Below are 12,356 nucleotides of genomic sequence, written 5' to 3' on the forward strand. Positions count from 1 at the left end.
CCATGCCCGCCCTCTCCCGGCAACGTCGGTGCGGTCGCTTCACCCGTTGCGCTTGGCTGAAAACCCGGCGAAGCGCTTGTTGAAGCCGGCCACCCGTCCTTCGACCGTGGTTTTGCGCTGCTGGCCGGTGTAGACCGGGTGCGAAGCACTGGAGACGTCCAGGGCCACGTAGGGGTACGTCTGGCCATCGCTGTGCATGTGGGTGCGGTCTGTGCCTACGGTGGAACCGATCAGAAAGTAGACGTCGGCGGCGGTGTCGTGGAACAGCACGGTGCGGTACTGAGGATGGATGTCTGGTTTCAAGGCGAGAGTCTCGAATGATTTATTGATACTATATAACATAATACTCAAGAATCGTTCTCGACAAGTTTTACCCGATTAACGACAACATCCGCCTGCCTGCATGCTGTCTACGCACGAATGAGCGAAATGACGCAAAACCCGCGCAACCTCTGCGAGGCAACGACGGTCACAGTAAGTCGCGACAATCATTGACAAAATTTTCACATCAGCCGCTCACCGTCTAAGCTTCAGACCAGTACGATGAAACCACTCGGTCGGATCTTGAACTATGGGTAAACTGCGGCACACGGAACCTCCCCGAATGGAATCCCCCGATACCGAGCAGGCCTCTACAACCGCGCCAAAGCCCCGCCGTCGGCGTTGGCTGTGGTGGCTGCTGCTGGCCTTGATCCTCCTGCTGGCCGTCGCCGTGGCGGGCAACGCCGTTTACGAGGAGGTCCAAACGTCCAAGCTGCAAGCGCGCACCTTCAGTCGCTTGGCCAGTACCCTGACCTATTCGTTGCAGCCAGGCCCGAGCGACGCGGTGGTCTATCCCGGCGAAGGCCCGTTCGACAAGCGCCTGGGCTACAGCAGCATCGGCGAATTCCTGCCGCGCCTGCTCAAGCGCGACTACGTGATCCAGGCACAGACCCGCTTCTCCCCTGCCCTGATCGATTACGTTGGCCACGGCCTGTTCGTGCCCTACGAAGAAAAAGGCCAGGCCGGGCTGTCGATCACCGATTGCCGCGGCGACATCCTCTACCAGTACAACTACCCGCAGCAGCTCTACCCCACCTTCGCCGACATTCCTCCGGTGATGGTCAAGAGCCTGCTGTTCATCGAGAACCGCGACCTGCTCGACACCCGCAACCTGCAGAGCAACCCCGCCGTGGACTGGCCCCGTTTCGCCAAGGCCGCCTACAGCCAGATCGCCAAGTACCTGGCCCTGCCCGGTCAATCGGCCGGCGGCAGTACGCTGGCCACCCAGCTGGAAAAATACCGCCACTCGCCCGACGGGCTGACCGTGTCGGGCGCCGAAAAGCTGCGGCAGATGTTCTCGGCCAGCGTGCGCGCCTACCAAGGCGGGCCGGACACAACCCTGGCGCGCCAGCGCATCGTGCGCGACTACCTCAACAGCGTGCCGCTCTCGGCCGTGCCCGGCCACGGCGAGGTGCACGGTATGGCCGAGGGTCTGCGGGTCTGGTTCGGTGCCGACTTCGACCAGATCAACGCCTCGCTCAACGGCACCGCCGTCGATGCCAAGAGCCTGGCCGAACGCGGGCTGGCGCTGCGCGAAGTGCTGTCGTTGATCATCGCCCAGCGTCGCCCCTCGCATTATCTGTCCAAAGGGCGGGTGGAGCTTGCCGAACTGGTCGATGCGCACCTGCGCGTACTGGCCGCCAACGGCATCGTCACGCCGCCGCTGGCCGACGCGGCGCTGGCCAGCAAGGCGGTGTACCGCGACTGGGTCGCACAACCGACCATCGTGCCGATCGTCACCAACAAGGGCATCAGCCTGGCGCGCAATCGCCTGGCGGCCATGTTCAGCCGCCCGCTGTACGATCTCGACCGCCTTGATCTGTCCGCTACCAGCACCCTTCAAGCTGGCCTGCAAGTGCAGGTCAGCCAGTACCTGAAGAACCTCGCCGACCCGGCCTTCGCCGCGCAGATCGGTCTGATCGGCCACCGCCTGCTGACCGCCAGCACCACCGACCAGGTCAGCTACAGCTTCACCCTGTTCGAACGCACCGCCGACGGCTCGCGGGTCCGGGTACAGACCGACAGCACCAACCAGCCCTTCGACATCAACGAAGGCAGCAAGCTGGAGCTGGGCTCGACGGCCAAGCTGCGGGTACTCACCACCTACCTGGAAATCATCGCCGAACTGCACGAACGCTACGCCGGTAAGCCGGTGGCCGAGCTGCGCAAGGTCGAGGTGGCGGATCTGGACCGCCTCAGCCGCTGGTCGCTCGATTGGCTGATGCAGAACGGCCGCGACCCGAACCTCGACGCCATGCTCGACGCCGCCTTGGAGCGCAAATACTCGGCCAGCACCGGCGAAGGCTTCTTCACCGGTGGCGGCATGCACCGCTTCAACAACTTCCGCCGTCAGGACGACGGTCGCAACCCCAGCCTCAAGGATGCGTTGCGCGAGTCGATCAACCTGCCGTTCATTCGCCTGATGCGCGACGTGGTGCGCTACGTCACCTACCAGCAGCCCTATAACCGTGAACCGCTGCTCAAGGACGACGCCGACCCGCGGCGCCAGGAGTACCTGGCCCGCTTCGCCGACCGCGAAGGCACCAACTACCTGTTGCGCTTCTGGAAGAAGTACCAGCGCAAGACCTCGCAGCAACGCCTGGACACCTTTCTCGACAGCCTGCGCACCACGCCGCAGCGGCTGGCGGCAGTGCACCGCTATCTGTTCCCCGAGGCGCGCCAGGAAACCTTCAACGCCTTCGTGCGCGCCCACAGCCAGGACAACAAGGCTGCGCTGGCCAAGCTCAACGACGGTCGCCTGGCCGAGATGTACGAAGCCTACGGCCCCGGCAAGTACGACTTGCCCGACCAAGGCTACATCGCCAAAGTGCACCCGCTCGACCTATGGCTGCTCGGCTACCTGCTGAAGAACCCCGGCGCCAGCCAACGCGAGGCGATCAACGCCAGCCGCTTCGAACGCCAGGAGGTCTACGGCTGGCTGTTCAAGAGCCGTCATCAAGGCGCGCGCGACAGCCGCATCCGCACCATGGTCGAAATCGAGGCCTTCCTCGACATCCATCAGCGCTGGAAGCGCGTGGGCTACCCGTTCGACCACCTGGTGCCGTCGCTGGCCACCGCCATCGGCAGTTCCGGCGACCGCCCGGCGGCGTTGTCCGAACTGGTCGGGATCATCCAGAACGATGGTGTGCGCCTGCCCACCCTGCGTATCGACACCCTGCACTTGGCCGCCGACACACCCTATGAAACCAAGCTGGTCAGCGACCCGGACCGCGGTAAACGGATCCTGCCGGTCGAGGTGGCGCGTGCGCTCAAGGGCGCGATGTCGCAAGTGGTCGATGCCGGTACCGCGCGGCGCATCGCCGGCAGCTTCATACGGCAGGACGGCACCGCGCTGGTCATGGGCGGCAAGACCGGCACCGGCGACAACCGCATCGAGAGCTTCGGTGCCGGCGGGCGCTTGATCGGCTCGCGTTCGCTCAACCGCACCGCCACCTTCGTGTTCTTCCTCGGGGACACCCACTTCGGCACCTTGACCGCCTTCGTGCCAGGGCGCTCGGCCGAAGCCTTCACTTTCACCTCGGCGCTGCCGGTGCAGGTGCTCAAAGGCATGGCACCGATTCTAATGCCCTACCTCGAGCCCAATGGCCAGACCGAATGCAAGGCACCCGGATTCATCGCAGCGGGGGCCCTGCGCCCCGGGTCGACGGGGGCAAGTGAGCATCCATCGATCTAGTCGATGATAATCATGCGCATTTAGAACTGACAAAAAGATATATCTTGAGTAATATCTCAAGCTTCTTCTGATGTTCAGGTGCCTTAAATGCGCTCCACTGCTTCCCCAGACCCTTTCGAACGCCGAGGCGGCCGCGGCCCCCGGATGTTCGCAGCGGGCGACCTCAAACTGTTGCTGCTGTCGTTGCTGGCCGATCAGCCCGGTCATGGCTACGACCTGATTCGTCAGATCGAGCAGCTGTTCGATGCTGGCTACAGCCCAAGCCCCGGCGTCATCTACCCCACCTTGAATTTTCTCGAGGAAGCCGAGCTGGTGCGCGGCGAGGCGCAAGGCAGCAAGCGCCTGTACACCGTCACCGAGCAGGGTCGCGAACGCCTGCGCGAGCAGGCAGTGGCCTTGGAGGGCGTGCGTACGCGCATCGAAGTCAGCAAGCGCGCCTTGAACGGGCACGAGCGTCCCGAGCGCATTCATCAGGCCGTCGGCAACCTGCGCCATGCCTTGCACCTGCACAACGGCCATTGGAGCGAAGAGGAAATCGAGCGCGTCAGCCGCCTGCTCAACGACGCCGCCAAGGCCATCGCCAGCGGCCCCCACCCCAAGCCTGAGGAAATGCCGCAATGACAGAGGCCATCTACCGCGTGAACCACACCCTCCATCGCCGTGCACTGCAGGTGCTGAGGGTCACCGACCTGACCCCACGCATGCGCCGCGTCACCCTTGGCGGTGCTGCGCTCGAAGGCTTCGTCAGCCTGGGCAGCGACGACCACGTCAAGCTGCTGTTCGCCAACGACGCAACGCAACAAGCGGCCCTCGACGCCGGCGAACTGGGTGCGGACGCCAGCGCTCGCCCGACGATGCGCGAGTACACGCCCCGGCGCTTCGACCCGCAGGCCCTGGAGCTGGACATCGATTTCGTCCTGCATGGCGACGGCCCGGCCTCGACCTGGGCCGCGCAGGCCGCACCCGGTCAGACCCTGCACATTGCCGGGCCTAGGGCGTCGCTGGTCGTCACCGATGCCTTCGACAACTACCTGTTGATCGGCGACGAAACCGCCATCCCGGCCATCGCCCGGCGTCTGGAGGAACTGCCGGCCGGACGCCGCGCCTCGGTGCTGGTGCAGATCGAAGACGACCAGGAGCGGCAGCCGCTGGACAGCCCGGCGGACGTCGAGGTGATCTGGGTGCTGCGCCATGAGCAGGACCTGGTCGAACGAGTGCGCGCCCTCCCCCTGCCTGCCGGCAGCCTGTACAGCTGGGTAGCGCTGGAAAAGCGCCTAAGCCGCGAGGTCAAGGGAGTGCTGCTGGACAAAGGCGTCGACGAACAGGCGCTAAAGGCCGTGGCCTACTGGCGCGCCGACGACACGCCGGAAGAAGACTGAGCCTTTCAGCCCTGGGCTGGCGCGCGCGCACCGCGCCAGCGGTCCAGGGCGATGAACAACAGGCCCGTGGCGCAGAAGCCGGTCAGCACGCCCAAGGCGTTGAGCATGACCTGGGCATAGCCCAACCGCGCCACATCGATGAACGGGTAGGGATACACGCCGATCTCGAACCCGCGCCACAAGGCGAAGGCGAAATACAGCGCCGGATAAAGACTCCACAACGCCAGATGGCGCAGACGCAGCGTGCCCTTGGGCACCACCCGCCACCAGTACACGACGAACAGCAGCGGCATTACATCGTGCAGCAGCTCGTCGGCCAGCCACTGCCAACCCTCCGGGTGCCACAAGTGCCGCAGCAGCAGGCTGTAGGCCACTGCCACCACCACGATACTCACCGCCACTCCCGTGCTCACCGCCGGTGACAGGAACCAGCGGCGCGTCGCGCTCGTGCGGCCCCAGGCGGCATGGGTGAACACCGAGGCCACCAGGGTGTTGCTCAGTACGGTGAAGTAACCGAACACGTTCACCAAACCACCGATCAGGCTGGCCTCGGCCTGCCATCGGGCCAGCAGCACCAGCCAGACCTGCACGGCCAGGCCCGTCCAGCCCAACACGGCGGCCAGCAGCAGCCAGGGGTGACGAGGCATCAGCGGCCGCGCTGCAGGTTCACGTACAACTGCTCGACCTTGGCGCGGGCCCAAGGCGTCTTGCGCAGGAAGGTCAGGCTCGACTTGATGCTCGGATCGCTCTTGAAGCAACGCACGTCGACCCGCTCGGCCAGGCCCTGCCATTGGTAATGGGCGACCAGCGCGGTGAGGATCTGTTCGAGCGTCTTGCCATGCAGGGCGTTGTGTTCGGGGATGCTCATGGAAGGCTCCGGAAGAAAAGGGGCGCACTGTACACCGCCGACGCGCGCCGTGGTGGATTCAGACCCCAGGCGCGCCGTGCGGTTTCCCAGACAAGCGCCAAGACACTGAGCGAAACACAAACTGCTGGCCAAAGGGCGCGCCGCCATGCTGAAATAGAAACGTTATACTGTAACAATACTGCTATCCTTCAAGGACGTCTCCCTCCCATGCGCCGCTACTCTGTCACGCTCTCACCCCTTGCCGCCGCCCTGTACCTGGCCTCGATGCCGAGCCACGCCGTGGAACTGCAACCCCAGGTCATCACCGCCAACCCATTGGGCAACGCACAACTGGCCGCCCCCAGCACCGTGCTCGAAGGCGATCAATTGTTCCAGCACCAGCATTCGAGCCTCGGCGAAACCCTCAACGGCCAGCCCGGCGTGGCCTCGACCTGGTTCGGCCCGGGCGCCAGTCGCCCGGTGATCCGCGGGCTGGACGGCGACCGCATCCGTATCCTGCGCAACGGCGTGGGCGCACTGGATGCCTCGTCGCTGTCCTACGACCACGCCGTACCGCTGGACCCCAACGTGGTCGAACGCATCGAAATCGTCCGCGGCCCGGCCGCCCTGCTTTACGGCGGCAACGCCATCGGCGGCGTGGTCAACACCTTCGACAACCGCATCCCGGACACGCCCATCGATGGCATCCACGGCGCCGGCGAACTGCGCTATGGCGGCGCCGACACCACACGCAGCCGTGCGGGCAAGCTCGAGGCCGGCGACGGTACCTTCGCCCTGCACCTGGATGCCAACAGCCGTCAGTTCAATGATTTGCGCATCCCTGGCTACGCGCGCAGCGGCAAAGTTCGCGACGCAGACGAGCCAGGCAGCCACGGCCGCCTGGACAACAGCGATGGCCGGCAGGACGGCGGCGCCATCGGCGGTTCCTACCAGTGGGAGCATGGCTATGGCGGGCTGTCGTACAGCCGCTACGACAGCAACTACGGCTCGGTCGCAGAACCCGGCGTGCGTCTGGACATGCAGCAGGACCATTACGCGTTCGCATCCGAGTTGCGCGACCTCGAGGGCCCCTTCATTTCGATGAAGCTCGATGCGGGCTATACCGACTACCAGCACCGCGAAATCGAAGAAGGCGAGGTGCACACCACGTTCAAGAACAAAGGTTACGAAGCACGGCTCGAAGCGCGTCACCAGCCGCTCGGGCCGGTCGAGGGGGTGGTCGGCGCGCAGGTCAGCCGCAACGAATTTTCCGCGCTGGGCGAAGAAGCCTTCGTGCCGCACACCGACACCGACAGCCTGGCGCTGTTCCTGCTCGAACAATGGCAGGCCAGCGAGCGCCTCGACCTGAGCTTCGGCGCTCGTCTTGAACACACTCGGGTCGATCCGGACGCCAAAGGCAACGAGACCTTCGCCAGCGCCGACGGCAGCCGAGCGTTCGATGCGGTGAGCCTGTCGTCGGGCGCGGTGTACCAGCTCGACCCGACCTGGGCGCTGGCCGCCAACCTCGGCTATACCGAGCGCGCACCGACGTTCTACGAGCTGTACGCCGACGGCGCCCACGTGGCCACTGGCGCCTATGAAGTGGGCGATGCCGGGCTAGGCAAGGAAAAAGCCATTTCCGGCGACCTGGCGCTGCGCTTTGACAATGGCACGCACAAGGGCAGCGTGGGCGTGTTCTACAGCCACTTCCGCAACTACATCGGCTTGATCGGCAGCGGCAACCTGCGCGAGGGACATGACCACGACCATGACGACGAAGAGGCTCATGACCATGACGACGAAGGCATCCCGGAATACCTCTACCAAGGCGTACGCGCGCGTTTCTACGGCATCGAGGCACAAGACCGCTGGCAACTGACGCAGAACCGCTACGGCAATTTCGCCCTGGAGCTGTCGGGCGACTACACCCGGGCGAAGAACTTGGACAGTGGCGAGCCACTGCCGCGCATCGCACCGCTGCGCCTGAACAGCGGGCTGGTGTGGTCCCTGGAGCGCTGGCAGGCGCGCCTCGACGTGCAGCACGCCGCCGCGCAGCGCCGCACCCCGGCCAACGAGACCCATACCGGCGGCTACACCACCCTCGGTGCCAGCCTCGACTACCGTTTCGACGTCGGCCAAAGCCAGTGGACCGCCTTCGTGCGCGGTGAAAACCTGACCGACCAGACCGTGCGCTATGCCAGCTCCATCCTGCGCGACGTCGCGCCGGCAGGCGGGCGCAGCGTGGAAGTCGGATTGCGCACCACGTTCTGACCTTCCATCGGCTGCCCCCTGCGCGCCCTGGCGGCGCGCAGCTTGCAAACAGCCATCCGCACTGTTGCACGCCAGGCAACAGTGCCCTGCGACATTTTGTCTTTTTTTCCGCAGCGTTCCTCTATATCCTCCCGGCTAGCTGAAACGCTTCAGCCCCCTGACAATCTGTGTTCCATCGTCGGTGCCCGCCACCCTCGATGCCTTTGGCATTCGTTCTAACCATGACAAGACAGCTTTACCTTCCGAGTTTTCGGGCTCGGCCCTTGCTCGTACCTGCCGCCCTCACGCTCGCCCTGTCCAGCCTCGCCCCCAGCGTACGCGCCGAAGATCACCCTGCGTTCAGCAGCGAGTCGCCTTGGATGTTCGGCGACTGGAACGGCACCCGCAGCCAGCTCAAGGCGCAAGGCTACGACTTCACCTTCGGCTATACCGGTGAGATGGGCAGCAACCTGCGCGGCGGCTACGACCATGACCGCACCGCGCGTTACAGCGACCAGTTCACCTTCGGCAGCCACTTGGACCTGCAGAAGATCCTCGGTTGGCACGCCACCGATCTGCAGTTCACGGTGACCGAACGCAGCGGCCAGAACATCAGCAACGACCGCCTCAACGACCCGCGCGTCGGCGGCTTCACCTCGGCCCAGGAGGTCTGGGGCCGAGGCCAGACTTGGCGGCTGACGCAACTGTGGCTGCGCCAGCAGTACCTGGACGGCGCCCTCGATCTGAAAGTCGGCCGCTTCGGCGAAGGCGAAGACTTCAACAGCTTCCCCTGCGACTTCCAGAACCTGGCGTTCTGCGGTTCGCAGGTGGGCAACTGGGTCGGTGGCATCTGGTACAACTGGCCGGTCAGCCAGTGGGCCATGCGTGCACGCTACAACCTGAGCGACACATTGTTCGCCCAGGTCGGGGTGTTCGAACAGAACCCGTCGAACCTGGAAACCGGCAATGGCTTCAAGCTCAGCGGCAGTGGTACGCAAGGCGCGGTGATGCCCATCGAACTGGTGTGGAGCCCGGTGGTCAATGGCCTTAAAGGGGAGTATCGCGCCGGCTACTACTACAGCAGTGCCAACGCGAACGATGTGCTCAAGGACGAACACGGACAGCCCGCCGCACTCAGTGGCGCCGCCTACCGCAGCAGTGCCAGCAAGCATGGCCTGTGGTTGGGCGTGCAGCAGCAAGTGAGCGCGCAGGCCAGCGATTCGTCTCGCGGCCTGACTCTGTTCGCCAATGCCACGCTGCACGACAAGAAAACCAATGCCATCGACCACTATGTGCAAGCCGGCCTGGTCTACAAAGGCCCCTTCGACGCCCGTGCCAAAGACGACATCGGCTTCGCCGTGGCCGCTGTACACGTCAACCCGGCCTTTCGCAAGAACGCCCGCCTGGCCAACCTGGCCCGCGGCATCGACGACTACGCCAATCCCGGTTTCCTGCCCGTGCAGGACACCGAATACAGCGCCGAACTCTACTACGGCATCCACCTTGCCAACTGGCTCACCCTGCGCCCCAACCTGCAATACATCCGCCACCCCGGCGGTGTCGAGCAGGTCGACGACGCACTGGTGGCCGGGCTGAAACTGCAGAGCAGCTTTTGAACATTTATCACTTTGACACGACGGAGAACCTGCAATGAGCACTGACGGTGCCAAACACGCCTCGCCCTGGCTACCACGGCTGATGGGCGTCCTGCTGTTGCTGATGGGCCTGGCGTTGGTTGCCGGGGGTGTTCGCCTGATTCAGGTGAACGGATCGCTGTATTACATCCTCGCCGGGGTCGGCTTCGCCCTGTCCGGCCTGCTGCTGCTGGCCCGCCGCCGCCTGGGCCTGGGCCTGTACGGCTTGGTCTTGCTGGCCAGCACGGTCTGGGCGCTGAGCGAAGTGGGCCTGGACTGGTGGCAGCTTGTGCCGCGCCTGTCGCTGTGGTTCGCCCTCGGCGTGGTCCTGCTGCTGCCCTGGGCACGACGCCCGCTGGTAGGTTCGGCCGCCGGTGCCAACACCGCGTTGCTGACCGTGGCGGTACTGGCGTCCGGCGCTTGCGCAGTCGCCAGCCAGTTCACTCACCCTGGCGAGATCGCTGGCGAACTGGGCCGCGACAGCAGCGAAATGGCCAGCGCCGCGCCGAACATGCCTGAAGGCGATTGGCAGGCCTATGGCCGTACCGAGTACGGCGATCGTTACTCGCCGCTGCGCCAGATCACTGCGCAGAACGTCAAGCACCTGGAAGAGGCCTGGCGCATCAGCACTGGCGACCTGCCGACCGGCGACGACCCGATCGAGCTGACCAACGAAAACACTCCGCTCAAGGCCAACGGCATGCTCTATGCCTGCACGCCGCACAGCAAGGTGCTGGCGCTGGACCCGGACACCGGCAAGGAAATCTGGCGCTTCGACCCGCAGATCACCAGCCCGAACAAGTCGTTCAAGGGCTTCGCCCACATGACCTGCCGTGGCGTGTCGTACTACGACGAAAACCGCTACGTCAGCCGTGATGGCAGCCCTGCGCCGCAGATTTCCGACGCCGGCAAGCAGGTCGCCCAGGCCTGCCCACGCCGCATCTACCTGCCGACCGCCGATGCCCGTTTGATCGCCCTGAATGCCGACACCGGCAAGGTCTGCGAAGGCTTCGCCAATCAAGGCGCCGTCGACCTGACCCGTGGCCTGGGCCCGTTCACCCCCGGTGGCTACTACTCCACTTCGCCCGTTTCGGTCACCCGCGACCTGGTGATCATCGGCGGCCATGTGACCGACAACGAGTCGACCAACGAGCCGTCCGGCGTGATTCGCGCCTATGACGTGCACGACGGCCGCCTGGTGTGGAACTGGGACAGCAACAAGCCCGAAGACACCGCGCCCCTGGCCGACGGCCAAATGTACACACGCAACTCGGCCAACATGTGGTCCATCGCCAGCGTCGACGAAGAGCTGGGCATGGTCTACCTGCCGCTGGGCAACCAGACCCCCGACCAGTGGGGCGCCGACCGTACCCCCGGTGCCGAGAAGTACAGCGCCGGCCTGGTCGCTCTGGACCTGGCCACCGGCAAGGTACGCTGGAACTACCAGTTCACCCACCACGACCTGTGGGACATGGACGTCGGCAGTCAGCCGACCCTGACCCATCTCAAGACCGACGACGGCGTCAAGCCTGCGGTGATCGTGCCGACCAAACAGGGCAGCCTGTACGTGCTCGACCGCCGCGACGGTACGCCGATCGTGCCGATCCGCGAGATTCCGGTGCCGCAAGGCGCGGTCAAGGGCGACCACACCGCGCCTACCCAGGCCCGCTCCGACCTCAACCTGCTGGGCCCGGACCTGACCGAACAGGCCATGTGGGGCGCTACGCCGTTCGACCAGATGCTGTGCCGCATCCAGTTCCGCGAGCTGCGTTACGAAGGCCAGTACACCCCGCCGTCCGAGCAGGGCTCGCTGGTCTACCCCGGCAACGTGGGCGTGTTCAACTGGGGCGGCGTGTCGGTCGACCCAGTGCGCCAGTTGCTGTTCACTTCGCCGAACTACATGGCCTTCGTGTCGAAGATGATCCCGCGCGAGCAAGTCGATGCCGACAGCAAGCGCGAGAGCGAGACCAGCGGCGTGCAGCCCAACACCGGCGCACCCTACGCGGTCACCATGCACCCGTTCCTGTCGCCGTTCGGCCTGCCGTGCCAGGCACCGGCCTGGGGCTACGTGGCGGCCATCGACCTGTTCACCCACAAAGTGGTGTGGAAGCACAAGAACGGCACCACCCGTGACAGCACCCCGGTGCCGATCGGCCTGCCGGTCGGCGTGCCGAGCATGGGCGGTTCGATGGTCACCGCCGGTGGCGTGGGCTTCCTCAGCGGCACGCTGGACCAGTACCTGCGCGCCTACGACGTGAACAACGGCAAGGAGCTGTGGAAAGGCCGCCTGCCGGCTGGCGGTCAGGCCACGCCCATGACCTACACCGGCAAGGACGGCAAGCAGTACGTGCTGGTCACTGCAGGCGGGCATGGGTCGTTGGGGACCAAGATGGGCGATTACATCATCGCCTACAAGCTGGCCGACTAAACCTCGGCGCCCCGTTCGTGGGGCGCCTTCGCTTACGCAACGTGTCGGACACGCGGCGTAAGCAACCCTGCTTTCAGCTGCG

At 65.1% G+C, this 12,356-nt stretch carries 9 protein-coding genes; 6 read left to right on the forward strand and 3 right to left on the reverse strand.

Features of this window, described 5'->3' with window-relative positions:
* Nucleotides 1-39 precede the first annotated feature (39 nt).
* Entirely contained in the window at nt 40-303 is a 264-nt protein-coding gene (locus ACSMEV_RS18875) for a type B 50S ribosomal protein L31 (RefSeq protein WP_459206487.1), read from the reverse strand.
* A gap of 268 nt (nt 304-571) precedes the next feature.
* Here ACSMEV_RS18875 and ACSMEV_RS18880 point away from each other — a divergent pair, with 268 nt between their 5' ends.
* The 3 genes from ACSMEV_RS18880 to ACSMEV_RS18890 all read left to right on the forward strand — a co-directional run bounded on the left by ACSMEV_RS18880 (nt 572) and on the right by ACSMEV_RS18890 (nt 5,115).
* Complete coding sequence (locus tag ACSMEV_RS18880) at nt 572-3,736, forward strand: transglycosylase domain-containing protein (RefSeq protein ID WP_459206488.1); 3,165 nt, start codon at nt 572-574, stop codon at nt 3,734-3,736.
* Between the two features lie 87 nt (nt 3,737-3,823).
* The gene (locus ACSMEV_RS18885) at nt 3,824-4,357 is read left to right on the forward strand and encodes a PadR family transcriptional regulator (protein ID WP_459206489.1); all 534 of its coding nucleotides are present in this window, start codon (nt 3,824-3,826) and stop codon (nt 4,355-4,357) included.
* Nucleotides 4,354-5,115: a siderophore-interacting protein gene (locus tag ACSMEV_RS18890; protein WP_459206490.1), complete on the forward strand. Its 762-nt coding sequence runs from the start codon at nt 4,354-4,356 to the stop codon at nt 5,113-5,115. Before ACSMEV_RS18885 ends, ACSMEV_RS18890 begins: the two co-directional genes overlap by 4 nt.
* Nucleotides 5,116-5,120: 5 nt before the next feature.
* Here ACSMEV_RS18890 and ACSMEV_RS18895 read toward each other — a convergent pair whose 3' ends face one another.
* Together ACSMEV_RS18895 and ACSMEV_RS18900 are read right to left on the reverse strand one after the other, a co-directional pair.
* On the reverse strand, nt 5,121-5,762 hold the full coding sequence (locus tag ACSMEV_RS18895; RefSeq protein ID WP_459206491.1) for a Pr6Pr family membrane protein: 642 nt from the start codon (nt 5,760-5,762) through the stop codon (nt 5,121-5,123).
* Entirely contained in the window at nt 5,762-5,983 is a 222-nt protein-coding gene (locus ACSMEV_RS18900) for a VF530 family protein (RefSeq protein ID WP_313739891.1), read from the reverse strand. Before ACSMEV_RS18900 ends, ACSMEV_RS18895 begins: the two co-directional genes overlap by 1 nt.
* Nucleotides 5,984-6,190: 207 nt before the next feature.
* Here ACSMEV_RS18900 and ACSMEV_RS18905 point away from each other — a divergent pair, with 207 nt between their 5' ends.
* The 3 genes from ACSMEV_RS18905 (at nt 6,191) to ACSMEV_RS18915 (ending at nt 12,274) form a co-directional block, all read left to right on the forward strand.
* Nucleotides 6,191-8,233 (forward strand): TonB-dependent receptor, encoded by a 2,043-nt coding sequence (locus ACSMEV_RS18905; protein WP_459206492.1) that lies wholly within the window; start codon nt 6,191-6,193, stop codon nt 8,231-8,233.
* A 221-nt stretch (nt 8,234-8,454) separates the two neighbouring features.
* Nucleotides 8,455-9,828 (forward strand): carbohydrate porin, encoded by a 1,374-nt coding sequence (locus tag ACSMEV_RS18910; RefSeq protein ID WP_459206493.1) that lies wholly within the window; start codon nt 8,455-8,457, stop codon nt 9,826-9,828.
* Between the two features lie 34 nt (nt 9,829-9,862).
* Complete coding sequence (locus tag ACSMEV_RS18915) at nt 9,863-12,274, forward strand: glucose/quinate/shikimate family membrane-bound PQQ-dependent dehydrogenase (RefSeq protein WP_459206494.1); 2,412 nt, start codon at nt 9,863-9,865, stop codon at nt 12,272-12,274.
* Nucleotides 12,275-12,356: the final 82 nt, after the last annotated feature.

It is taken from the genome of Pseudomonas sp. MLB6B (assembly GCF_054508135.1).

Coding starts and splice junctions, on each gene's coding strand:
- ACSMEV_RS18880 (WP_459206488.1), top strand. CDS start 572: ATGGGTAAACTGCGGCACACGGAACCTCCCCGAATGGAATCCCCCGAT.
- ACSMEV_RS18885 (WP_459206489.1), top strand. CDS start 3,824: ATGCGCTCCACTGCTTCCCCAGACCCTTTCGAACGCCGAGGCGGCCGC.
- ACSMEV_RS18890 (WP_459206490.1), top strand. CDS start 4,354: ATGACAGAGGCCATCTACCGCGTGAACCACACCCTCCATCGCCGTGCA.
- ACSMEV_RS18895 (WP_459206491.1), bottom strand. CDS start 5,762: ATGCCTCGTCACCCCTGGCTGCTGCTGGCCGCCGTGTTGGGCTGGACG.
- ACSMEV_RS18900 (WP_313739891.1), bottom strand. CDS start 5,983: ATGAGCATCCCCGAACACAACGCCCTGCATGGCAAGACGCTCGAACAG.
- ACSMEV_RS18905 (WP_459206492.1), top strand. CDS start 6,191: ATGCGCCGCTACTCTGTCACGCTCTCACCCCTTGCCGCCGCCCTGTAC.
- ACSMEV_RS18910 (WP_459206493.1), top strand. CDS start 8,455: ATGACAAGACAGCTTTACCTTCCGAGTTTTCGGGCTCGGCCCTTGCTC.
- ACSMEV_RS18915 (WP_459206494.1), top strand. CDS start 9,863: ATGAGCACTGACGGTGCCAAACACGCCTCGCCCTGGCTACCACGGCTG.